At 48.4% G+C, this 25,738-nt stretch carries 18 protein-coding genes; all 18 read left to right on the top strand.

Features of this window, described 5'->3' with window-relative positions:
- The first annotated feature begins 159 nt into the window (after positions 1 to 159).
- The 18 genes from BUA17_RS28990 (at position 160) to BUA17_RS29070 (ending at position 25,643) form a co-directional block, all read left to right on the top strand.
- A complete protein-coding gene (locus tag BUA17_RS28990; RefSeq protein WP_063566529.1) occupies positions 160 to 387 on the top strand; it encodes a DUF896 domain-containing protein in 228 nt (75 codons plus the stop codon).
- Positions 388 to 455: 68 nt separating this feature from the next.
- Positions 456 to 1,418 (top strand): ring-cleaving dioxygenase, encoded by a 963-nt coding sequence (locus BUA17_RS28995; protein WP_072735784.1) that lies wholly within the window; start codon positions 456 to 458, stop codon positions 1,416 to 1,418.
- 58 nt (positions 1,419 to 1,476) lie between these two features.
- Positions 1,477 to 2,565: a low temperature requirement protein A gene (locus BUA17_RS29000; RefSeq protein WP_072735785.1), complete on the top strand. Its 1,089-nt coding sequence runs from the start codon at positions 1,477 to 1,479 to the stop codon at positions 2,563 to 2,565.
- Positions 2,566 to 2,788: 223 nt separating this feature from the next.
- Complete coding sequence (locus BUA17_RS29005; protein WP_072735786.1) at positions 2,789 to 5,575, top strand: glycoside hydrolase family 3 C-terminal domain-containing protein; 2,787 nt, start codon at positions 2,789 to 2,791, stop codon at positions 5,573 to 5,575.
- A 101-nt stretch (positions 5,576 to 5,676) separates the two neighbouring features.
- Positions 5,677 to 5,865 (top strand): hypothetical protein, encoded by a 189-nt coding sequence (locus BUA17_RS29010; protein ID WP_024629467.1) that lies wholly within the window; start codon positions 5,677 to 5,679, stop codon positions 5,863 to 5,865.
- Between the two features lie 187 nt (positions 5,866 to 6,052).
- The gene (locus tag BUA17_RS31405) at positions 6,053 to 6,223 is read left to right on the top strand and encodes a hypothetical protein (protein ID WP_161490621.1); all 171 of its coding nucleotides are present in this window, start codon (positions 6,053 to 6,055) and stop codon (positions 6,221 to 6,223) included.
- A gap of 115 nt (positions 6,224 to 6,338) precedes the next feature.
- Positions 6,339 to 7,781: an alpha-L-fucosidase gene (locus BUA17_RS29015; protein ID WP_072735787.1), complete on the top strand. Its 1,443-nt coding sequence runs from the start codon at positions 6,339 to 6,341 to the stop codon at positions 7,779 to 7,781.
- A 142-nt stretch (positions 7,782 to 7,923) separates the two neighbouring features.
- Positions 7,924 to 8,790 carry a sugar phosphate isomerase/epimerase family protein gene (locus tag BUA17_RS29020; RefSeq protein WP_072735788.1) on the top strand — a complete coding sequence of 289 codons (867 nt, stop codon included), beginning with the start codon at positions 7,924 to 7,926 and terminating at the stop codon, positions 8,788 to 8,790.
- 259 nt (positions 8,791 to 9,049) lie between these two features.
- A complete protein-coding gene (locus BUA17_RS29025) occupies positions 9,050 to 10,108 on the top strand; it encodes a Gfo/Idh/MocA family protein (RefSeq protein ID WP_072735789.1) in 1,059 nt (352 codons plus the stop codon).
- 364 nt (positions 10,109 to 10,472) lie between these two features.
- Positions 10,473 to 11,885: an alpha-L-fucosidase gene (locus BUA17_RS29030; RefSeq protein ID WP_072735790.1), complete on the top strand. Its 1,413-nt coding sequence runs from the start codon at positions 10,473 to 10,475 to the stop codon at positions 11,883 to 11,885.
- 313 nt (positions 11,886 to 12,198) lie between these two features.
- A complete protein-coding gene (locus BUA17_RS29035) occupies positions 12,199 to 13,179 on the top strand; it encodes an ABC transporter permease (RefSeq protein WP_082704297.1) in 981 nt (326 codons plus the stop codon).
- Between the two features lie 15 nt (positions 13,180 to 13,194).
- Entirely contained in the window at positions 13,195 to 14,103 is a 909-nt protein-coding gene (locus BUA17_RS29040) for a carbohydrate ABC transporter permease (protein ID WP_231952803.1), read from the top strand.
- Between the two features lie 128 nt (positions 14,104 to 14,231).
- The gene (locus tag BUA17_RS29045) at positions 14,232 to 15,869 is read left to right on the top strand and encodes a type 2 periplasmic-binding domain-containing protein (RefSeq protein WP_083584905.1); all 1,638 of its coding nucleotides are present in this window, start codon (positions 14,232 to 14,234) and stop codon (positions 15,867 to 15,869) included.
- Positions 15,870 to 16,065: 196 nt separating this feature from the next.
- Positions 16,066 to 18,288 (top strand): helix-turn-helix domain-containing protein, encoded by a 2,223-nt coding sequence (locus BUA17_RS29050; RefSeq protein WP_072735792.1) that lies wholly within the window; start codon positions 16,066 to 16,068, stop codon positions 18,286 to 18,288.
- A gap of 44 nt (positions 18,289 to 18,332) precedes the next feature.
- Positions 18,333 to 20,645 (top strand): glycoside hydrolase family 3 N-terminal domain-containing protein, encoded by a 2,313-nt coding sequence (locus tag BUA17_RS29055; protein ID WP_072735793.1) that lies wholly within the window; start codon positions 18,333 to 18,335, stop codon positions 20,643 to 20,645.
- On the top strand, positions 20,642 to 23,743 hold the full coding sequence (locus BUA17_RS29060; protein WP_072735794.1) for an alpha-mannosidase: 3,102 nt from the start codon (positions 20,642 to 20,644) through the stop codon (positions 23,741 to 23,743). Before BUA17_RS29055 ends, BUA17_RS29060 begins: the two co-directional genes overlap by 4 nt.
- A gap of 139 nt (positions 23,744 to 23,882) precedes the next feature.
- Positions 23,883 to 24,758: a sugar phosphate isomerase/epimerase family protein gene (locus tag BUA17_RS29065; RefSeq protein WP_063566456.1), complete on the top strand. Its 876-nt coding sequence runs from the start codon at positions 23,883 to 23,885 to the stop codon at positions 24,756 to 24,758.
- Positions 24,759 to 24,770: 12 nt separating this feature from the next.
- The gene (locus tag BUA17_RS29070; RefSeq protein WP_072735795.1) at positions 24,771 to 25,643 is read left to right on the top strand and encodes a sugar phosphate isomerase/epimerase family protein; all 873 of its coding nucleotides are present in this window, start codon (positions 24,771 to 24,773) and stop codon (positions 25,641 to 25,643) included.
- Positions 25,644 to 25,738 lie beyond the last annotated feature (95 nt).

Raw genomic sequence — 25,738 nt, forward strand, 5'->3', positions numbered from 1 at the left:
TGGAGTAGGCCCTTTTTTTTCATTCTATTTTAAATGGTAGAAAACGGTTGACAACGGAGCATAAATCATTTATCTTTAAACTAAGATATTTAATTTGAATATAAAATACACTCAAAAAAACAAATATCTTAATTCCGATTACGAGGAGAGATCAAGATGATGATTCCAACATTGACCAGAATAAATGAACTTTCAAGAAAAGCCAACGCGGCAGGATTGACGGAGATGGAGAAAGCAGAACAAATTCGTCTGCGCCAGGAATATCTGCAAACCTTTCGCGGTTCGATCAATGATATTCTGCTGAATGTAACCATCTATGATCCGAACGGCGACGACGTCACTCCGGATAAACTGAAACAGGAACAGGCCCAACAAAATAATAACTGAATCAGCTCGGTTAAATATCTTAATATTAAGATAATATAAATGATCTATAAACCTAGGAGGAAATGATGATGACCATTCAAACTGCAGGTATTCACCATATTACAGCTTTTGCGGGAGATCCACAGGCTAATGTCGACTTTTATGCTGGAGTTCTGGGACTTCGGCTTGTGAAAAAAACGATCAACTTCGATGCACCGGATGTGTACCATCTGTACTTTGGGGATGAGAACGGAAGTCCGGGTACCATTATCACATTCTTCCCATCAGCCGGATCACCGCGAGGCAAAATTGGTGGCGGTCAGGTCGGCATCACCTCATATGTGATTCCACCTGGGACTATTGGCTTCTGGCAGGATCGGCTGGAGCAGTATAACATTGAGGTAACCAAAACAAGTCGTTTTAACGAAGAGCTGCTGCAATTCGAAGACAGTGAGGGCTTGCGTCTGGAACTGGTTGAACGTGAAGAGGGCCCAGCCAGCACCTGGGTGCATGAAGGCATTCCAGCGGACAAAGCCATCAAAGGATTTGGAGGTGCCGTGCTGTTCAGCGTCAATCCGCAGAGAACGATGGATGCGCTGGACAAAATACTCGGATTCACCAAAGTAGATGAAGATGAGGAGTATGTACGTTTCCGGTCCTTCGGAGATATCGGCAATATCGTGGATGTTCCTGTCACCCGGATGGCTTTGGGGGCAGGCGGAGCAGGGACGGTCCACCATATTGCGTGGCGTGCCAAAGATTTTGCAGAACACGAGCAGTGGAGAGAAGCTGTACAACAGTACGGCTATCAGCCAACCCCAGTTCGGGACCGTCAATATTTTAACGCAATCTATTTCAGAGAAGCTGGCGGAATCTTGTTCGAAATTGCTACCGATCCTCCTGGATTCGCGAAAGATGAGCCAGCGGAGTCGCTCGGACAGAAACTCATGCTGCCTGAGTGGTTTGAGCCATATCGTGCCCAAATTGAAGGCAATTTGCAGCCGATCCAAGTAAGAACGTTAGAGCCTTCGCATTCTATGATGGCACGTTAAAGAAGGGCCAGAACAAGCAATCTTTTTGATATGAATTCAACTAAAGGAGCATTGAAGGATGATGGAGAAAAAGGTTACCTGGCTGGAGCTGTTCTATGATTTGCTTTTTGTAGCAGCGGTCTCCAAAGCGGGACATGTCCTGCTGCATGCCGAACACGGCGTGATTTCCTTTGAATATCTGATGAAATTTGTTTTGATTTTTATTCCTGTCTGGTGGGCATGGGTCGGTCAGACCCTATTTATTAACCGTTATGGTCAGGACATTTTCATCCATCGAGTCTTTCTTATCCTTCAACTCCTGTCTGTTCTGGTGATGACGGCGAGTCTCTCGGTTGATTTTGATCAATACTATCTTCCTTTCTTTGCCGGTTATATTGGTTCAAGGGCATTGACTGCCATTCAATATTTTATGATTCATAATTCCAAAAGCGAACATCAACAAAAAGCCGCTCGTTATCTGGGTGTATGCTTCATCATCGGCATATTGATCTCAACAGGTTCCCTGTTCTTTGATTCATGGCTGCGATATGCGATTTTGTACGTGGGAATTGCCGTGGATATCATTCTCCCGCTCATCGGACGCAAAAATCTGGTGAAGGTTCCGATACACACGCATCATTTATTGGAACGTTTCGCTCTGTTCACGCTTATCCTGCTTGGTGAGTCAGTCGTCAGCATCATTGCAGTGCTGCAAATGGATCACTGGGATGTACGATCTGTTCTGTTCGCGGCGTTTACATCCATATTCGTGATTGCGATGTGGTGGCAGTATTTTGATAATGTTGAGAAAAAGGTCAGCAAAGAAATTCAGACCGCCGGGCAAGCGATCATATACGGCCATCTGTTCATCTATATATCCATGAGCATGATTGCCGCTTCTATTCAACTTTTATACCTGAATGAACTACATTATGGTTTCATGTTGGCCTTTGTATTTGGCTCGGTTCTGCTGTATTTTCTGTCCACCTCGCTGGTGTTCCACCGATACAGACATGCTCATCTGCGGCTCCGTCCGCGTCACTTGGTGTTTATGCTGGGGATCATGGCGGTGTTTATCGTTGTGGATTTGATTTATCGCGTGCCTAATTATGCAATCGTGGGAGAGAACATGGTGTTCTTCCTTGTCTACGCCAAATTAACGACCTAATGCATAGGTCACACAAGAATAAAAAGTCACGGACGAATGACGTTCGTGGCTTTTTTAGTTGAATCATCGTAAAATCATGTCCACTGTGAGAAAAAACGTTTAACCTGATTTATTTTCTACTATAGAATCTGTTAATATGAGACTAGATACAAGTGAATCTACCAGATTAACGAATATACATAGTGATTCGTGGAGATGGAGATGACAATCAGGAGGGAAATCATTGAGCACACATCAAATCGGAGTTCCATTGGAAGGGTTTGCAGAGTTTAGCCGCACGGTTGCCGCTGAAGGCGCAGTGCTTTTGAAGAACGAAGGACAAGCTCTTCCGATTCGAAAAGACGAAAACGTTTCAGTGTTTGGACGGATTCAAGTCAACTATTATCGCAGTGGTACAGGCTCAGGCGGCAGCGTTCATGTGGCGTATACTACCAATTTGTTGGATGGTCTTCGCAGCGAAAAAGGATTTAAAGTTAATGAAGAATTGGCAGCTGTCTATGAAAAATGGATTGAGGATAACCCGTTTGATGACGGTGGAAAAGTATGGGCGGCAGAGCCTTGGAATCAGAAAGAAATGCCTTTAACGGATGAAGTGGTATCCCAAGCCAGAAGTAAATCCAGCAAAGCAATCGTGGTGATTGGACGAACAGCAGGCGAAGATCAGGATAATCTGGATGCACCAGGCAGCTACCGGTTGACGGAAGATGAGAAAGCGATGCTGAAGCAGGTCACGAATCATTTTGAACAAACGATCGTCGTGTTGAATGTATCGAACATCATGGACATGAGCTGGTTGAATGATGAAAGTTACGTTCATCCGATCCAAAGTGTCATTTACTCGTGGCATGGCGGTATGGAGGGTGGTAATGCGATCGCCGATGTACTGGCCGGAGACGTTACACCAAGTGGTAAATTGACCGATACGATTGCGTATTCCATTGAAGATTATCCTTCCACAAGCAATTACGGGAATGAGTTTAAGAACCTTTATCAAGAAGATATCTACGTAGGCTACCGTTATTTCGAAACGTTTCGACCTGAAAAAGTACAATTTGAATTTGGATACGGCTTGTCCTATACCACGTTCACAACCAAGGCAGAAGACGCAAAATGGATCTCCCAAGACGGAGAAAATAGCATTAAGGTGAATGTAACCGTAACCAATACGGGCACGACCTATGCCGGTAAAGAAGTAGTGCAGATCTATTATGAAGCCCCACAAGGTCAATTAGGGAAACCTGCAAAAGCTCTGGTGGCATTCGGCAAAACGAATCTGCTTCAGCCAGGTGAGTCTCAGCGCCTGACCGTGAGCTTCCCTGTGGATTCCATGGCTTCCTATGATGATGCTGGCGTAACAGGACATGCATCGGCGTATGTACTTGAGCCAGGAACATATCGTTTGTACGTAGGAACCAGTGTCAAAAATGTGGAGCATGTCAGCATTGATGGCCAAGATGGCTACGTCGTAGAAACGATTCAACTCGTGGAACAGCTCCAGGAGGCAATGGCACCGACTGAAGGCTTTACGAGAATGAAGCCGGGAGCGCGCAAAGAAGACGGATCTTACGAGCTGATTTTTGCAGATGTACCGACGCGCCAAGTATCCATGGCTGAACGAATTGAACAATGCTTACCGCAAACGCTGGAGCAAACGGGCAATCAGGGCTACAAGCTGAGAGATGTGAAGGATGGCAAAGTCAGCCTGGAAGCATTTATTGCCCAACTGAGTGATCAGGATCTGGCAGCCATTGTAAGAGGCGAAGGTATGAGCAGCCCGCTCGTTACATCGGGTACAGCTTCCGCATTTGGCGGCGTGAGTGACAGTCTGTTCAATTACGGAATCCCTGTTGCATGTACTGCAGATGGTCCATCCGGTATTCGTATGGATAGCGGGGAGAAGGCTACACAAGTTTCCATTGGAACTTTGCTGGCCGCAACATGGAATGCAGAACTCGTCGAAGAGCTGTATGTGATGGAAGGTCAGGAATTGCTGAGAAATCAGGTGGATGCATTGCTCGGGCCTGGATTGAATATTCGCCGGAGTCCGATGAATGGACGTAACTTTGAGTATTTCTCAGAAGATCCGTTGATTTCTGGTGTATTTGCTGCTGCTTGCACAAAAGGAATCATGAAGGGTGGCTCTAATGCTACACTGAAACATTTCGCCTGCAACAATCAGGAGAAACATCGCAGTAAAGTGGATGCTGTTGTATCTGAACGTGCATTGCGTGAGATCTATCTGAAAGGGTTCGAGATTGCCGTGAAAGAAGGCGGTGCGAACTCGATCATGACCTCCTACAATCCGATTAATGGACATTGGGCGGCTTCGAACTACGATCTGAACACGACCATTCTTCGTGGGGAGTGGGGCTTCCAAGGTATCGTGATGACCGACTGGTGGGCTATTATGAACGATGGCGTTGAAGGTGGACCAGCAGATCGGAAAAACACCAACTGGATGGTTCGCGCTCAAAACGATCTGTACATGGTTGTACCTAACTATGGCGCAGAAATCAACGGCTGGGATGATAACACGATCGAATCTCTGGAAAATGGGACGTTGACACGCGGAGAGCTTCAGCGCTCGGCTATGAATATTTGTGAGTTCATCATGAATGCACCTGTCTTCTCCAGAAAACATGAGATTGTAGAGAATGTCGCTTCATTCCAAGCGAATGCTTCACTTTCCTCAGAGCAGGCACAAGTGCTGGCTAATGATGCACAGGTCAAACCCGCTGTGGGCGAACCTGTCTACATGAAAGTGGATGAAGCAGGTCAATATCGGATTATTGTACAGATCATGTCTCCTGAGCCGGAACTGGCTCAAAGTGCATGTAATGTGATTCTCAATGATCAATTGATGACGACCATTCAAACCAATGGTACTGAAGGTAAGTGGATCAGACAGAAACTTGTCAAAGTGGAGCTGGAAGCAGGCTTGTACGAATTGAAGCTGGACTTCACCAAACCGGGTCTGCAGATCGACTGGATCGAATTCAAACAAGTGTAACGCAGGATCGTCTGATCTGTTGTAACTGAACATGACGACTGTTATGATTGTGTTATGAGATCCGGAATTTCTGAACAATCTGGTCAGGAGTGTTGCGAAGGATGAGAAGGTATAATTTTTGGAGCCCCATTCTGCTGATTGCGGTTGCGCTGATTGTCAGAGGCCTGGTTACCAATCTGGGCGTTCTGTTCGGCATGTCGCATGATGCAGCAAGTAATATCGCAATTGTTGCCATGTTGATTGCTGCACTGATCATGTTTAATCGAATGACAAAGGCAAAGCGAAAATGAACATAATAATATTCGATATTGATCAAGAGAGAGGCACCCTTAGGGGTGTCTTTTTTGTGTATTGACGTTTCATTCATAACGTCTTAGACTGTTTATGAATAAAACAATAACATTTTTATAATAACGAAAATAACAAATGTGATTACTCCAATGGCTAACCCATCATTTTCCGAAAGGAGACCCATTCATGAAGGTTATGGCGGCATGGTTTGCAGGCAAGCATGAAAAGGCAATGGATGTGGTGAGCAGGATGTGGGGACAGCAGGAGGGTTCGTGGATCGTTCCGCTGAGATTGGTAGAGTCTTCGTGGCACAGGGATCGAATTGCAATCAGGCAGCTGACTTTCAACGACAGATGAACATAATTAAGGACCGCTGGAGATGCTGTGCTCTGTCGGTCCTTTATGGCATTTGACGGAAAGCGGACAGAGAACCGCATGAGAGGAGAGGAATCCAGTAAATACAACCGATTGGGTGAAGGCAGCAGCACAGGTCGTGCCATCAGAACGTCAGCTGAAATGGCAGGAGATGGAGTTCTATGCATTTATTCATTTTACCATGAATACTTTTACAGATCAGGAGTGGGGAACGGGAAATGAAGATCCCGATATCTTTAACCCTTCTCATCTGAGTGCCCGGCAATGGGTTCAGGCGTGCAAATCTGCCGGTATGACCGGATTAATTCTCACATGCAAGCATCACGACGGGTTTTGTTTGTGGCCAAGCCAGTACACGAAACATACGGTAGCCGCCAGCCCTTGGCGAAATGGTGCGGGTGATCTGGTGAAAGAAGTTGCCGATGCCTGCCGTGAAGGCGGGTTGAAGTTCGGTATCTATCTGTCTCCTTGGGACCGTCATGAAGCATCCTACGGAGATTCAGAGCGATACAACGAATTTTTCGAAAATCAGCTGCGTGAGCTGTTAACCCAATATGGTGAAATTTTCTGCGTGTGGTTCGACGGAGCTTGCGGAGAGGGGCCGAATGGGAAAAGGCAGGTCTACGATTGGGATTCCTATTATGCGCTGATCCGGGAGTTGCAGCCAGAGGCTGTAATCTCGGTATGTGGACCGGATGTTCGCTGGTGCGGCAATGAGGCAGGTCATACCCGGACTTCGGAATGGAGCGTCGTACCTGCCTACTTGCAAGATAATGAGAAGATCCAGGAGCAATCGCAGCAGGTGGATGATGGTGAGTTTGCCAGCAGAATTAATACACAGGATGCCGATTTGGGGAGTCGGGAAGTGATCCGGCAGCATGAGGGCAAGCTCATCTGGTATCCCGCAGAAGTGAATACATCCATCCGTCCGGGTTGGTTCTATCATGCAAGCGAGGACGATCAAGTCAAATCGCTGGAGGAACTGCTTGGCATCTATGATGGAGCGGTTGGCGGCAACGCCAATTTTCTACTAAACCTTCCACCAGATCGACGCGGCCTTATTCACGAACAGGATGTTGAGCGGCTGCAGCAGCTCGGAGACTTTTTGTGCGGTACTTATCGGCAAAGTTTGGCTGTTGGGGCGAGAATTCACGCATCGGATACCATGGGTGATGAACATGTGGCTACCCAGGTATTGCTTGAGGAATCTGATACGTTCTGGTGCCCATCTGAAGGAGCTGAACTGGCTTGGCTGGAGATAGAACTGCCGGAGGAAAAGCAGTTCGACCGAGTCGTTCTCATGGAGCATATCCGTTCAGGCCAACGAATTGAGCGGTTTACGCTGGAGGCAAAGGGTGAGGGTGGGGATTGGCAGGAGCTGTATCGCGGCACGATTGTTGGTCACAAACAAATCTGTAGTTTCGAACCTTTTACCGCCAGAACTATTCGTCTGGCCATTCATGAATCCAGATGGTATCCAACGTTGTCCTGGCTGGGTGTATATCTGAGCAAACAAGAGGTGCATGAAGCTGGCGATTGAGCCGTAACATTTGTAGATAAGCCGATTTTGGATTCATCCCATGGAAAATAGAGTAGCAAACGATTATTGGTAATTGTATGATCTTATGGAAAAAGGTATATGTAAGGTAGAGCCACACACCAGCAGGAGAGGATGAGAGGATATGAAAGTAGGACTCAGCACATACAGTCTGCAACAGGCATTGGATGCCAAGGAACTGACTGTACCCGACGCCATCCGTTACATCGCCGAGCAGGGCGGAGAACATGTGGAGATTGTTCCGATCGGGTACAGCCTGATCGACCAACCGGAATTAATTAACCAGATTCGAGAGGCTGCGCAAGACGTGGGAATTGATATTTCCAATTACGCAATAGGTGCCAACTTCGTTACAGGAGAAGGCCCGGATGCACTTGAAAATGAGATTGCTGCTGTCATGAAGCATGTGGATGTCGCTGCCGCACTTGGCGTTACGAGAATGCGCCATGATGTTGCGTTTCGTCCTGCACAGGAGGGCACTGTCGCTCAGTTTGAGGCGGATCTGCCTGTTCTGGTGAAGGCCTGTCAGCGAATTGCCGATTACGCAGCGAGTCACGGCATTACCACAAGTGTGGAGAATCATGGTTACTATGTGCAGTCCAGTGAGCGAGTCCGGCGGTTGGTGCATGAGACGGCACGTGAGAACTTCAAGACAACGCTGGATATCGGCAACTTCCTGTGTGTGGATGAAGACCCGGTTAGCGCTGTTAAAAACAACATTCCTTATGCATCCATGGTGCACGCCAAAGATTTCTATCGGAGACCTTCCTACCGTAATCCCGGAGAGGGCTGGTTCCAGACCGCACACGGCAATTACCTGCGCGGAGCGATTGTGGGTCACGGGGATATCGACATGCCGGAAGTATTCCGTGTGTTGAAGCAGTCCGGTTACGACGGATACATCTCTGTAGAATTTGAAGGTATGGAAAATTGCAAAACAGCATCCCGAATCGCGATGGATAACGTCCGCCGCTTCTGGGAGGAAGTATAAGCAGCTACTTACTACTATATAAGTGGAATCAATTTTTATATGTAAGGCTGAAGTAACAGAGGTGAAGTTTGGAACTGTAGGAGCGGTAGCGTCCGCCTTTGTCTGCGGATTTCAACTGCTGAGAGCAGTTGATACAAGAAATCTGTAGACAACAGCGGCCGAAAGTCCAAACATTCACCGTAGTTACGTTAAGCCGATTATCATATGTTTTGAATCAACTGATATGACCATCATTCAACTTATTATGGAGGGAAAATCCATGTCCAAACTTAAAATTGCCGTTATCGGTGCAGGTTCAATTTCCGATTTTCATTTACAAGCGTATGACAGTAATCCCGAAGTTGAAATATACGCTATATGCGACCTGAATGAAGCACGTGCCCAGGAAGCGGCGAAAAAATATAACGCTACCCATGTATTCACCGATTATAAGGAACTCCTGGCACTACCTGAAATCCATTCGGTGAGCATCTGTACCTGGAATGATACACATGCCGAGATCAGCATTGCTGCTCTGGATGCTGGTAAAAACGTACTTTGCGAGAAGCCGCTCTGTCAGACGGTAGAAGATGCGTTGGAAGTGGAGAAGGCTGTTCATCGCAGTGGAAAGCTGCTTCAAGTTGGCTTTGTGCGCCGTTATAGCGACAATGCGCAGATCCTGAAGAAGTTCATTGATGAAGGTGAGCTGGGAGAGATCTATTATGCCAAGGCATCCTGTCTACGGCGTTTGGGCAATCCGGGCGGATGGTTTGCGGATGTGGAACGTTCTGGCGGCGGCCCGTTGATTGATATTGGCGTGCACATTATTGATATCTCCTGGTACCTGATGGGCAAACCGAAAGTGAAAACCGTTTCTGCGAATGTCTCCAATCGATTGGGTAACCGTGCCAATATCCGTAATTTGTCATTTTACCAGGCTGCGGATTATGATGCGAACAAAAACACCGTGGAGGATATGGCTAATGCGTTGATTCGTTTCGAGAACGGGGCAAGCCTGCTGGTGGATGTAAGCTTCACACTGCACGCGAAGCAGGATGAAACTTCGGTCAGACTCTATGGCGATAAAGGTGGCGCTGAACTGGAACCGGAAATTTCACTGATCGGTGAGAAATTCGATACCATTTTGAACATGACGCCGCAGGTGGATTTCAAATCCCTTGATTTCGCAGGTTCATTCCGTAATGAAGTCAATCATTTTATCGACAGTGCCCAAGGGCGCAAAGAGACACTAAGCCCCGTTGAGGATGGCGTTGAAATCATGAAAATCCTTTGTGCCATCTACAAGTCCGCACGTGAAGGACGCGAAATTTCACTGTAAATATGGTGTTGCAATCCGAAAATGGCAACACCGCTCGAAGTAGTGAGGTCTAACAAGTCTATACTTGTTGAACCAAACATTTCGCCAAAACGGACTTAGAACCATTCTGAAGAATGCACTGCTACCGAAATGACTGGGCTTAATATGTCTTTCTTAGTTGAACGAAACATTTACACAATAACGGAGAGGGCAGAACGAATCTGAAGAAGCGAAGCGCTCGCCTTTATCCCCGGATTTTCCCCTTAGGAAAGGAATCAAAAAATTCTGGGGATAACAGCGATCGGAAGATTGTTTTGACCGCGTAGTGACCTGTGTAAAGCTACATTTTCAACGTATGACATCCAATCCGAAGGAGATGAACGGGATGAGCGAAACCAAAGATACGGTGCTGGAACAGGAAGAACAGGTCGTCGAAGCTGGGGTGCATAACTTTAGCAAAGAAGAGGAATGGGTGAAGCCTGAAGATCCGTTGCTGAATGAACGCCTGGAGTGGTTCAAGGATCAGAAGCTGGGGCTGATGATGCATTGGGGTCCCTATTCCCAACTTGGACTCGTGGAGTCCTGGGCGCTAAGTGATGAGGATGGCGATTGGTCGCGCAATGATATCGACTGGACTGACGACATGGAGCATTTCAAGCAAGAATACTTTGATCTCAACAAAACCTTCAATCCCATTCGCTTTCAGCCTGAAGAGTGGGCACAGATGGCCGCTGATAACGGGTTCAAATATTTCCTGTTCACCACCAAACATCATGATGGTTTCTGCATGTGGGATACACATACCACCGATTATCGCATCACGGGCAAGGATACTCCTTTTCACACTCATAAGTATGCGGACATTTGCCGTGCGCTTTTTGACGCTTTTCGTGCCAAGGGTCTTGGCATCTCGGCTTACTTCTCCAAAGCGGACTGGCATACGCCATACTACTGGACACCTGGCATGGAGCGGGGAAGCCATATGTGGCGTGGACCATCCTATGACCCGAAAGCGTATCCATGGCTGTGGGAGAAATTCGTGGAGTTCACGCATGAGCAAATTATGGAACTGCTGACCAACTACGGACGAATCGAATGTCTGTGGCTGGATGCAGGCTGGGTACGTGAAGGACGCCACGGTCAGGATATTCGATTGGGCGAAGTGGTGGAGCGGGCGCGTCAGACAACACAGCCGTGGCTCCTCGCAGCAGATCGCACAGTAGGCGGACCGTATGAGAATATCGTAACTCCGGAACAGACCATCCCTGAGCATCCAATGAATATTCCTTGGGAGAGCTGCATCACGGTGGGCAATTCCTTTGCGTTTGGATATGATGATCAGTATAAATCAGCAAGACAGCTGGCGCATATTCTGCTTGAGGTAGTATCCAAAGGTGGTAACCTTGCGCTGAATGTGGGGCCACAACCGGACGGGCGTCTTCCAAAAGGGGCAGTGCGAAGTATTAAAGCCCTCGGAGAATGGATCGGTACTCACGGGGAGGGCATCTATGGTACGCGGATTTGCGGACCATACTTCACAGGAGAGTGGGCCTTTACACGTAAGGAAGATCTCAACGTATCGTATGCCTTCCGTCTGTACAGAAGCGAGAACGAGGCAGTACAATCACAGGTAATCATTCCATATATGGAAAAGGTGGAGCGAATTGAATTCGTCGGCACAGATGATGTGCTGTCATTCCAACGGACAGAAGATGGACTTGCTGTAGAGTTGCCGCAAGCGGTAGTTACAGAAGTAGCACCTATCACGCTGACGTTCAGATTGTTCACAAACCAATAAATCTATACTTCAAATCCCGGGGGACTTTTAAAGTCCCCCGGGATTTTTTGGGTTGGTGATTTTTGCGATATACCTATCCTAAAGGACGATTTTTCCTTGTCCGGCAAGGGTTTTGGGAATAAGGAGAGGTGGGAGAAAATTGCAAATTGATAAAAGAACACCGCTCAAGGTACTATCGATTTAAGAAAGCGTTACCTGACATTAATCTTCACACGGATGACGCTAATACAGAAAAATGAGTCAAAGAAAAGGATGTTTAAGGGATGTAAATGTAATGTATTATTACACTTAAGGTGTAGAAGGAGTGACGCGAATGAGTCGAGCTACGGAAAGCATACCTGCACCGGTGGAGCTCCAGCAAGGAAGGAATGACGCAGAACCCAAGCGACAGCATCCATTTATCAGAAGCCTCAAAAAGCATTGGGAGCTCTATCTACTGGTGCTTCCTCCCGTATTGTATCTATTGATCTTCAAGTACATTCCAATGGTCGGTGTACAGATTGCCTTCAAAGACTTCAGTGTCGTCAAAGGAATCTGGGGCAGCCCATGGGTTGGACTGAAACACTTTGAGGCCTTTTTTGAATCCCCAAACTTCTGGCTGCTGATCAAAAATACGATTGGGATCAGTTTCTACTCGTTACTCGCCGGATTTCCCATTCCGATCCTGCTGGCGCTCGCGCTGAATGAGATCCGAACAGGTTACTTTAAAAAGACCGTCCAGATGGTCACGTACGCTCCGCATTTTATCTCCACAGTCGTTATGGTATCCATTATCATTCTGATGCTGTCACCGCATGTGGGTGTTGTAGACAAGCTATTTACCTTCCTGGGTTTCCCGATGACCAACTTTATGGGCATTCCCGAATACTTCAAATCCATCTATGTGTGGTCGGGTGTCTGGCAAGGCATGGGCTATTCATCGATCATTTATATCGCGGCTCTCGCTGGGGTTGATCCATCCCTCTATGAGGCAGCGAAGATGGACGGCGCTTCAAGGCTCCGGAAAATTTGGCATATCGATCTTCCAACGCTCGTACCGGTCACCGTCATCATGCTGATTCTTAGCTTGGGCAGCATTATGGGCGTGGGCTTTGAAAAAATATATCTAATGCAGAATCCGCTCAACACGAGTGCATCGGAAGTCATCTCCACGTATGTGTACAAGGTCGGTCTGATCGGGGCCAACTTCAGCTTCTCCTCGGCGGTAGGATTGTTCAACTCCGTTATCAACCTGATTCTACTGGTTATCGTCAACGGCATTTCCCGCAAAGTATCCCAGAACAGCTTGTGGTAAAGGAGGAGCTCATCCATGTTCAACCTGATGAATCGTAACCGGATCAAGGACCCGCTCGGTGACCGTATCTTCATGACATTCAACTATATCTTTCTGTTCGCCATACTTCTAACAGTGTTTTACCCGCTCTTGTATATCATCAGTTCTTCGTTCAGCTCCTCACGTGCCGTTACATCCGGTCAGGTGTGGCTGTTCCCGGTAGACTTTAACATCAAGGCCTATATCTCCATTTTCAAAAGCCAGCAGCTCATGCTTGGTTTCTACAACACGATCATCTATACCGTTGTAGGCACATTTATCAATGTGGCGCTAACGGTCATGCTCGCGTATCCGCTATCGCGCAAGTCGTTTTACGGACGGGGTGCCATCATTATTTTCATGATGATCACGATGTTCTTTGATGGCGGTCTGATTCCAACCTATCTCTTGATGAAAGACCTTCATCTGCTGGATACACGCTGGGCGATGTGGCTGCCAGGGGCGCTCGCAGTGTTCCAAGTTATCGTAGCGAGAACCTTCTTCCAATCTTCCATCCCGGAAGAGCTGGGGGAGGCGGCGGAAATGGACGGATGTCGGGACATCCGGTATTTGATCAGCGTAGTTCTTCCGTTATCAAAGCCGATTCTGGCGGTCATGACCCTGATGTATGCGGTGGGCCACTGGAATGCGTACTTTGATGCCCTGATCTATCTTCGTTCCGAGAAGCTGTTCCCACTCCAGTATGTGCTGCGCAATCTACTAATTCTAAACGCCGCAGACCCAGCAATGTTGGCCAATACGAGCCAGCAGCTAAGAGATCAGGGGTTCGAACAGGTCCTAAAATACGCACTGATCGTAGTTGCCAGCATTCCTATTCTCATCATGTACCCGTTTGTGCAGAAGCATTTTGTTAAAGGGGTTATGGTTGGCTCGCTCAAAGGATGATCTTTGTCATCTGCGTCCGTTACGTCACTTGAAAGGAGGTGGGGGAACACTCCGGCTTCCGGGATAAGGTTTAACACGAGTACGTAATCAGAATGTTATGCCGTTTTCAACAAAAAGGAGGAGTCAGATTGAAAAAATCTTGGATTTCGATGTTGTTTCTGGTCTTTGCTTCGATGGCTTTGTTGTCCGCATGTGGTTCATCCGAGGATGCGGGTACAGGGAGCGACGGTAGCGGGGAGAGCGGTGGCCCGGTAACGATGACCTTCTTTGCCCCCCAAGGTAAAGCGTCCATGGAAGAAAATGAGTTCACCAAATTTATCGAAGACAAGTTCGATGTTACCCTAAAATGGGATCTGGCCCCGACGGACGCTCTGCAAGACCGCAGACAGTTGCTGCTGGCGAGTGGGGATTATCCCGAAGTGTTCCTCCATGGCAAGTTCACGACCTCAGACCTTCAAACGTACGGAAAACAGGGCGTGTTCCTCCCGCTGCAGGATCTGATCAAGCAGTACGGTCCGAACCTGTCCAAGATGATGGAGGAGAAGCCGTACTTCAAAGAAGCGGTAACTGCGCCGGATGGCAACATCTACGCTCTGCCGATTTTCAATGAATGTTACCACTGTACGTATGCACAGAAATACTGGATTAACACCGAGTGGCTGGACAATCTGGGTCTCAAAATGCCTACCACGACCGATGAACTCTACACGGTTCTGAAGGCGTTCAAGGAACAAGACCCGAATGGCAACGGCAAAGCTGATGAGATTCCACTCACGGGTGCACCCAACAAGTACGTGTGGAACGGCAACATCGATGCCTATTTAATGAACAGCTTTATCTATAATGACAACGATAAATATCTGATCGTGAATGATGGCAAGGTTGATTTTGCAGCGAATAAGGAAGAGTGGAAAAAAGGGCTGGAGTACATGCATAAGCTGTATGCAGAAGGCCTGATTGACCCGGCTTCCTTCACACAGAACGATCAGGCAATCGGGCAGTTGGGTAACAAGGAAGGTGATGAGGTGGTCGGCTCTATAACGACAGCGCTGGTCAGTTACCTCGTGAACACGTATGACAAAGATATCACCCGCCACCAGCACTGGGACATCGTGCCTCCGCTGAAAGGGCCGGATGGTGTGCAGACGACAGGTGCTACGCAAAGCGTAGGTGAGTTTGAGTTCGCCATCACCAATAAAGCGACCGAAGCACAACAGATCGCTGCGATCAAAATTGTAGATTATATGTTCAGTGAAGAAGGCGCTTTATATGCAGAGTACGGGCCGACCGAAGGAAAGGGCTGGAAGAAGGCGGATGCCGATGAGAAAAACATCAATGGTGAGCCTGCCAAATACAGCTACTACAACCTGCCTGAGCGTGACCCAAATGTTGTAGTCAACGAGAGTTGGTCACAGATCGGAGCACATGACTTGTCCAATACGTTCCGGAATCTTTTTGCAGAAGGTCAGAACCCACTGGAAGCGGAGGGTTACGGTACACGTCTAGCGCAAGCAACCAATGTATATGAACCTTATGCGCCAAAAGAAGTCTATCCTGCGAACGTATTTATCCGGCCTGAAGATACAGAAACCGCTGCGCAGCTCACGACAGCCGTCAAGGATTACGTGATGACCAATATGGCTCAATTCATTATCGGCAGCAAGAGCATCGATAAGGAATGGGACGCGTACGTGAAAGGTTTTGATGGTCTGGGACTCAGCAATTACCTTGAGATTTACCAGCGTGCGATTGAGAAGAATCAATAAAGCTTGATGGATTCATGAATGAGGCTGTCCCGATGCCAACACAGGAATCGGGACGGTCTTCTCCTTTTGACAACCCCACTTCATCCGATATAATTTACTGAATATTTATGGAAAATTAGCGACCAGATTGGCGTGGTTGTCATTCCAGCTTATGCAAAATGCTCATGCGTATAAACAGTGGTGGGGGGCCTCGGAGATGAACAACAGTTGGTTTAGACGTTTGCTGCTATCGTATTTGCCTGTTTTTTTTATCATCACCACAATCCTGTTTATCATTTTCTTTCAGGTATTCAATGAACAGAACCGGAGAGAAGCACTCAAGGCCAATGAATTTCTGGCGTCACAGGTAACGCAATATTTGGACAATTCACTACGTTCCATCGACTTCAAGGTGCTGCGTGATATTTTGACCAATCCCAACCTGAAAAATTATTATTCGGTAACCGGAAGCGAGGATGTGTATGCCGGAATTCAAGCAGTCCAGGTTATTGATGAATTAAAAATAGAGTATCCGCTGATTGATTCCATATATCTGGTGAGATACAACGACGATACGGTATTCAGCAACGGCAAGGCAGTGCCGATTGAGGAATTCCCGGATGCAGCGTTTATTAAAGACAGTCGTGCTGCGGCAACGCAAAAGTGGGTGGGGGCGAGATCCTTTAAGGCATTTCCGACAGAGGAAGGAAAACAGGTCATTACACTCATTCGCGGTGTCGGAAACGGCACGGGTCTTGTGGTTGTTAACGTCGATCTGCCGACCTTGCAGAAATCCATCATGCAGATGTATGACCCTGAATTCACCTTCGTGAATATCTTCAATCGCTCCGGTGGCAATCTGTGGGACGGAGGAATTCAGGATGGAATTACGGCGGTTTCTCCCACAACAGACTCAGGTGAAGTATTCTCCGAGTTTACATCCAGCTACAGCGGCTGGAAGGTACAGACGGGACTGAATAATGGCAAGATCGTCAAATTTGCCCTGAAATTTTATAATATCTGGTTTGTTTTTGCCGTTGCAGTTGTCCTGATTGGTGTGGTGTGGGTGATCTATGTGACACGGAGAAATTACAAGCCCATCCAGCAGATTGTCACGTTGATTGAGACGGTGGCTTCGCAGAAACAGTCAGGGGCGGGTTATACGAAGGATAACGAGTTCCGTTTTATCCAGACTACGCTGGAGCGAATGATTGATCAAACCAAGCAATATCAGGAGGAGCATGAAGAGAACCTGATTTTGCAGAAGAAATATTTCTTTCAGGAGCTGCTGGAGGGTACGCGGGACTTTACTGGAAATGAACTGACAGCGGAGATGAGCAGGTTCAAGCTCCCGCAGTTAGAGGATCGATGGGCTGTAATGGTGGTGGAGATTGATCAGTATTCACGGTTCATGGAGGAGTACCACAATCAGGATCAATCCCTTCTGAAATTCGTGTTATCCAGCATTCTGCAGGAGAGTGCAAGGCACGAGGGCACCGAAGTGTGGGCAGAGTGGATATCGGATCAGCGTCTGTATGCCATACTCTGGATTCCCGAAATGGAGAAAGGTGAGGAAACCGAGCAGAGACTGCTCTCCGGTTATCTTGACAGGGTTGGGCAGTATTTGAACTTCACCGTAACCATTGGTATTGGAAGAGTGGCAGTGGATGTCCGTGGTCTGAGAGCTTCGCTGAAGGAGGCGGTGCATGCCTTGGAATACAAGGCTGTGCTCGGCATGAATCGGATCATTCCATGCGGGGAGGTACCGAGCTCAACCAATGATGTGTATGAGTTCCTGAAGACGATCTCTTTGCTGGTGCAGGCGATGCGACTCTCGGAAGATGTGTGGGAGAAGCATTTTGATCGCTTGTTCGAACAGATCCATGAATCCGTGCTCTCCCGCCAGGAGATTATGAATACGGTCCAATTGCTGTTCCAGCACTATAACCGGGAGTTCGCAGAACTTCCACGAGAGTATCAGGAGCGATGGGCATCTGTATTTACACCACTTCTTCCTAGGTTGGAAGGTTGGGAGACGTTGGATGATTTACGCGCGCTGTGCTGGGAGGGTTTCCGTGAGCTGGCTGATGAGATGCAGACGCTTCATTGCTCCAGAAAACATCGATCTCATATTCTTGAAATTCGCAAGTATATTGAACAGAACTACAACAACCCCGAGTTGTCGCTGAATTATCTAAGTGATCTATTTGATATCAATCCGAAATATTTAAGCAAGCTGTTTAAGGACGAAATTGGTGAGAAGTTCGTGGATCTTCTGATTAGTCACCGTATTGAGAAGGCGAAGCAGCTCATGCTGGAGACGGATAAGGCCATTCAGGAGATCAGTGAGGAAGTTGGGTATACGAATTACAATTCCTTCAATCGGGCGTTCAAGAATGTGGTGGGTGTAGCGCCTAGCGACTACCGAAAAGCCATGTGAGCCCATGCACCAGACTAAGCCGAACTCATAAGGAGAATGTGCATATGGACTATAAAGATGTTTCGCTTCCCATTCAGGAGCGGACCCAAGATCTGCTCGGACGGATGACCACGGAGGAGAAGATAGGACAGCTGATCCAGCCGATGGGGTGGAAGACTTATGTTAAGGAAGCAGATGGTACGGTTCAGGTTACAGATGAGTTTAAAAAGGACATCGCAGAGGGCGGGATTGGGTCGTTGTATGGAGCACTTCGTGCTGATCCCTGGACGGAAGTGACGCTGGAGACTGGCCTGACCCCTAGGCAAGGAGCTGTTGCCACTAATGAAATTCAGCGGTATGCCATGGAGAACTCCCGGCTGGGAATTCCCATTTTGTTCGGGGAAGAGTGTTCTCACGGGCATATGGCCATTGGGGCAACTGTATTCCCGGTGCCGTTAGCAATAGGAAGTGCTTGGAACACGGAATTGTACCGCAAGATGTGTGAAGCGACTGCTGTGGAGACTCGGAGCCAGGGAGGAGCGGCAACATATTCTCCTGTGCTTGATGTCGTACGGGACCCGAGATGGGGACGGACGGAGGAATGTTTTGCCGAAGATCCATACCTGATCGGTGAACTGGCGGTTGAAGCGATAAAAGGTTTACAGGGTGACCGGCTCGATTCTAATCGGACGATTGTGGCGACACTCAAACATTTTGCAGCCTATGGCAGCTCGGAGGGTGGGCGCAATGCTGCTCCGGTGCATATGGGACTGCGAGAGCTGCACGAGGTGGATCTGCTGCCGTTCAAGAAAGCAGTGGAAGCCGGAGCATGTTCTGTCATGACAGCGTATAACGAGATTGATGGTGTGCCTTGTACGTCGAGTTCGTATCTGCTGAATGATCTCCTGCGCGAGCAATGGGGGTTTGACGGATTTGTCATTACTGACTTTGGTGCAATTCAGATGCTCGTCAATGGACACAACACCGCGAAGAACGGGGAGCAGGGCGTCGCTCAGTCGCTTAAGGCAGGGGTGGATATGGAAATGTCCGGGTACATGTACCGTAAGCATCTCGGGCAGGCCCTGTCGCAAGGATTAATTGAAGAGCAGGATCTGGATACAGCGGTAAGGCGGGTGCTGGAGATGAAGTTCAGACTGGGCTTATTCGAACAACCTTTCGTTGATCCTGACTTTGCAGAGCAGGTGATCGGATGTGAAGAACATATTCAGCTGGCGAGAAAAGTCGCGCAAGAGGGAATCATTTTACTCAAAAATGAAGACAACACCCTTCCGCTCGGTAAAACAGGTACAAAACTGGCGGTCATTGGCCCAAATGCGAACCACGTCTACAACCAGCTTGGCGACTACACCTCGCCGCAGCCGAGAGGACAGATCGTTACGGTGCTGGATGGGATTACGCGCAAGCTTGGTGCTGAAACCGGAAAGGTGCTGTACGCACCAGGCTGCCGGATCAAAGGGGATTCCAGAGAGGGCTTTGCGCAAGCGCTCGCCTGTGCTGAAGAAGCAGACACCATCATTATGGTGATGGGAGGGTCAAGTAGCCGGGATTTTGGCGAAGGGACCATTGATCTGCGGACGGGGGCATCCGTTGTTACGGATGATCCATGGAACGATATGGAGTGCGGCGAGGGGATAGACCGCTCGTCTCTGAACCTGATGGGTGTTCAATTGGAACTGGTGCAGGAAGTACATAAGCTGGGGAAACCGGTTATTGTCGTATATATTAACGGCCGGCCGATTGCTGAATCATGGATTGATGAGCATGCCCATGCCATTGTGGAAGCGTGGTATCCGGGGCAGGAGGGAGGCAACGCTATTGCAGATATTCTGTTCGGTGATGTGAATCCATCTGGTCGTCTTACCGTCTCCATTCCCAAGCATGTAGGTCAGCTTCCGGTCAGCTACAATGCCAAACGCACTCGGGGTAAGCGATATCTGGAGATCGATCTGGTACCACAATATCCGTTCGGCTTTGGGCTGAGTTATACAGAATTTAAGTACGAGAATGTAAGAGTTGTGCCGGAAGTGATCGGACCAGACGATGAAGCAGAGGTGCAGGTAGAGGTCACAAATACGGGAGTGGTTGCGGGAAATGAGGTGGTGCAGCTGTATATTACGGATGTATCGGCTTCGGTCACCCGAGCCGAAATTTCGCTGAAGGGTTTCCGTAAAATTCATCTAGAGCCGGGACAGACCCAGACGGTGACGTTCCCTGTGCAAAAAGAACATCTGGAGCTGATCGACTCCAGTCTTCAGCCTGTTGTGGAGCCTGGTGAATTCAGACTGATGGTTGGCAGCAGCTCCAGAGACTGGACTGCTTGTAGTTTACACATCCAGAAGGTGGGGGTGGAGGTATGATTCGAATTCAGCGATTCATTCAGGATCTGGCTCAGCAGCAATGGAAGGATACCCTTGAGCTTCCAGAGTGGCAGATGCAGAAGACCAAGTATATCCGGCCAGGGGTATATGAGAATGAACAGGAGAATGCGGCTGTTCAAAGCTTGAATCCGCTCCATAGCAACCATGGAACGACTTATTTTCTGAGCAAAACCGTAAAGATTCCGGCTAATTGGGAGGAAGATGTGGTCGGATTGATCTTCGAGGCCGGGGGTGAAGGGCTGCTAAGGGTAAATGGCATGCCTTATCACGGACTGGACCGTAATCATGGGTATGTACCGTTACCGAAGAGCCGTGTGGGAACTACGCCTTTGCTGGAGATTGAGCTATATGATCCCATACCGGAACCACATGACCCCTTGAATCGACAGGCGGTCATCCAGCCGCCAATTCAGGGCATCCGAGCCGCTTTGGTTCGTGTTAATTCGCCTTTACAGAGTCTAATGTATAGCATTACGGTACTTGCAGAATCACTCAGAGCATTGCCGGAGAAAGACTTAAAGCGCACCCGTCTTATCCGGGATATTCATCAGGTGATGGATAAGATGTACAACGAGCCGGAGCGCTGGAGTGAAGCGGCGTGGGTGCAGCATTGGGAAGAATGGCTCGCACAGTCGGTGCAGGAGGAAGACCCGGAAGAGTACCGGGACGGATTCATGCATCTGGTTGGGCAGTCCCATATCGATATTGCCTGGCTGTGGCCTGTGCGTGAGACCGTGCGCAAGTCCAGCCGCACCTTCTCCACGATGTGTACTTTGATGGATGAGTATCCGGAGTTCGTGTATTCGCAGAGTCAACCACAGCTGTATGCATTCGTGAAAGAGCACTATCCAGAGCTGTACGAACGCATCAAAGCCCGAATTGCCGAAGGCCGCTGGGAACTAGTTGGTGGCATGTGGGTAGAGCCTGATCTGAACATTCCGAGTGGCGAATCGCTGGTGCGGCAGATCTTATACGGGCAGAACTTTTATCAGGAGGAGTTCGGCAAGCGTTCAAACATCGAGTGGCTTCCTGACACGTTTGGCTACTGTGCTTCGCTGCCACAACTGCTCAAGCTGGCTGATATTCCTTATTTTATGACCACTAAGCTCAATTGGAATGATACCAACGTTTTCCCGTATGATCTGTTCCACTGGGTGGGCATTGACGGCACCTCGGTGCTTGCGTATCTCAATCATGGAGTGAATGAACATACCCGGCCCAAAGATGTCGATGAGCACTGGCAATCCTACAAGCAGAAGGATGTACACCCCGAGCAAATGCTGCTTTATGGGCATGGCGATGGTGGAGGTGGGGTAACGAACGAAATGGTTGCATTCGCAGAGCGATCCCATTTCATGGTTGGGCAGCCCATTAGCAATTTTAGTACAGCAGGCGCGTTTTTCGAGGAAATTTCGAACAACAATCCTAAGCTGCCCCAATGGCATGGCGACTTATATCTGGAACTGCACCGTGGAACCTATACAACCCATGCGCGCAACAAACGGAGCAATCGCAAAGCGGAGGTGTTGTATCGGGAAGCGGAAATCTGGGGGCAGTTTGCCGGAGTTGAAGCAGCTCAGTCGAAAAGTGATCTGGATGAAGGCTGGAAGCTGATTATGCTGAATCAATTCCATGATATTATCCCGGGCACGTCCATTCCCGAAGTATACGTAACATCTATGGAAGAGTATACGAAAGTATTCGCTCTGGGGACATCGGCTATGGATGGTACTCTTGGCCGTATTGAGGACCGCATTGCGACAGATGGCTTCGACGGTCTGCCCTATGTTGTATTTAATAGTCTGGGCTGGGAGCGGGGAGAAGTCGTTACGATTACAGGCGACGAGAAACTGAGCGGTATAGCAGCGTTTGACCATCAGGGTAATCGTCTGCCGAGTGACCTTGAGGCAAATGGAGACGCACTGACCTTGTCAGTCTATGTCCGATCTATTCCGGCCTTTGGATATACAACGTTATGGCTACGCCATGAACCGGATGCCAATCTTCCTGCATTGAAGCAGGATGAATCCTTTCCTTCTGTCTGGGAAACGGACTTTTACACGCTTGAGTTTAACGATGTAGGAGAGATCACCAGATGGTATGACAAATCCATGCAACGGGAGTGGCTGAAGCCGGGCGATAAAGCGAATGAGTTACAGTTTTTCCATGACAGGCCAACGTATTGGGATGCTTGGGATATTGATCCGCGGTTTGAATCGCAGCGAGCAGGAGTGGCAGAGCTGATCTCCAAAGAAGTAGTACAGCGTGGAGTAACGCAGGATATCCTTCGGTTTCACTGGAAGTTAAACGAATCGGAGATTCACCAGGATATTATCCTGTATCGTCATCAGCGACGTGTTGATTTCAAGACAAAGGTGAACTGGGCGGAGAGCCATAAGCTGCTTAAAGTGGCTTTTCCCGTTGATTTGGTATCAGCGAAAGCTACCTATGAAATCCCGTTTGGTGCGCTGGAGCGCCCTACTCATAACAACACCAGTTGGGAGCAAGCCCAGTTTGAAGTGTGTGGTCACCGCTGGGCGGATATCTCTGAGGGCAACAGTGGTGTAAGCCTGCTGAACGATTGTAAATATGGATATGACATCAAGGATCAGACGATCCGTCTTTCCCTGCTCCGTGCTCCTAAATGGCCGGATGAACATGCTGACCGGGGTGAGCATGAATTCACGTATTCCCTGCTGCCGCATCAGGGAGATTGGCGGGAAGCGGGTGTGGTACGACGTGCGATGGAACTGAACTACCCGGTTCGGGTTGTTGCAAGTGAACGACACTCTGGCACATTGCCAGCAGAGCACAGCTGGGTTCATTTCCATAGTGAACATGTCATTCTGGATACGATTAAGGCTTCCGAAGACGGTACGGGAACGGTACTTCGTTTCTATGAGTCATCTGGTGGAAGAGAAACGGTTGAGATTCAATGGGCTGACGCGCGTATACAGACGTCTGTAGTCAATCTGTTGGAGGATGATATTAGACCACTAGCTTGTCATGAAGGGAATTTTGAGCTGACGTTCAAGCCATATGAAATTCAAACCGTGAAGCTGGTCTCAGCAGATTAGTCTCAAGAAACCGGATAAGAAATGATCGGAGAAAAAGGAGTGACCGGGTAGGGGTCGAAAATTGTATAGAGCATTCCGTCCATCATGAAGGCTCACCAGGAATGAAAAATCAAATACCGATTTAACGGGAGGGTATGGCATGAAATTAACAAACAAGATTGGCGTGATCGTGGATAGCTTCGGTGTAGGTGTACGTGAAGGATTAAGCAAAGCGAAGGATGTAGGTGCAGAAGGCGTACAGATCTATGCAGTCCATGGAGAGATGGACCCTGAGAACCTCTCTCCGACAGCTCGCAAGGAGTTAAGAAGTTATATCGATTCTCTTGGTCTTGAAATTTCTGCCCTGGTTGGCGATTTGGGTGGTCACGGGTTTCAGGTCAAGGAAGATAATCCGTGGAAAGTAGAGAAGTCCAAGCGCATCGTGGATCTTGCTTTGGATCTAGGTACAAATATCGTCACAACACATATCGGTATTGTTCCGCACGATCCTTCCTCCGAAGTGTATGCCACACTGCATGCCGCATGTGAGGAACTGGGGCAATACGCCAAAAGCGCAGGAGCCTACTTCGCGATTGAGACGGGACCGGAAACGGCAGCAGACCTGAAAGGATTTCTGGATACCCTGTCGACTAACGGGGTTTCAGTGAATTTTGACCCGGCGAACATGGTGATGGTTACCGGAGATGACCCTGCACGAGGTGTTCATCTGCTCAAGGATTATATTGTGCATACCCATGTGAAAGATGGTGTGCGCCTGAAGGAAGTAGACCCGAGGGACGTATACGGTGCAGTAGGATATGCGCCTATGGATCATGAGAAAATTGCCGAAATGGTCTCTTCCGGAACATTCTTCCGTGAGGTACCGCTGGGCGAGGGCAGTGTGGATTTTGACGCATACTTTGCAGCCCTTCGGGATATTGGCTACAAAGGTTATCTGACGATTGAACGCGAGGTAGGCGACCAGCCGGAACAGGACATTCGCAAAGCGGTTAAATTTATCCAACAATACCGATAGGGAGCTGAGCAGATGAAGGTGGGCCTGAGTACGTATAGCTTGTTGAACGATCTGAATTCAGGTGAAATGACGGTTCTGGATATCATCGACTGGATTGCTGCGAATGGTGGCGAGCATATGGAGATGGTTCCGTATGGCTACACCGTGGAGGACAATCCTGATCTCGCCGACGCCATTCGGGAGCGGGCTGCTTCTGCGGGTATTGAGCTGTCCAACTATTCGATGCCTGCGAATTTCGTACAGGAGACGGAAGAAGCTTTTGAAAAAGAGATAGCTCGGGTCAAAAGACATGTCGATGTTGTACACCGGATGGGTGTAAAGCATATGCGTCATGACGTAACGGCGTTTACTTTGCCTAAGGAGAAAATGACCATTGCCTGGTTTGAGGAAAATTTGCCGCTGATGGTGAAGGGAAGCCAGATCATTGCTGATTATGCTGCACAGTTTGGCATTACAACAACCATTGAGAATCACGGCTTCAGTGTGCAGGCCAGTGATCGTGTGCAGCGTGTGCTTCATGCTGTAGATCGTCCCAACTTCAAAACGACACTCGATATTGGCAACTTCATGTGCGTGGATGAGAATCCGATTATCGGGGTCATGAAAAATCTGCCGTACGCTTCTCTGGTCCACTTCAAAGACTTTTATTTCCGCCCTTATGATGAGCATCCGGGTGAAGGGGAATGGTTCACAACCGCTTACGGCAACTTCCTGCGCGGTGCCATTGTTGGGCAAGGCGATATTCCAATTCGCAAAATTGTGAGGCTGATCAAAGACTCCGGTTATGATGGTAACATTACGATTGAGTTTGAGGGCATGGAGGAATGCAAATCTGCTTCCAAAATCGCCATGAGCAACCTGCGCCGCTTCTGGGAAGAGGCTTAGGGCAATCATTTAGTTTTACATTGTGGGGCCACTTTAAGGAAGTGGCTCTTTTTGCACTTCTTATGTTGGAAAATATACTCGTCTTTGTGTTAAAT

The sequence above is a fragment of the Paenibacillus sp. ov031 genome, from assembly GCF_900143165.1.
Lineage (GTDB): Bacteria > Bacillota > Bacilli > Paenibacillales > Paenibacillaceae > Paenibacillus > Paenibacillus marchantiae.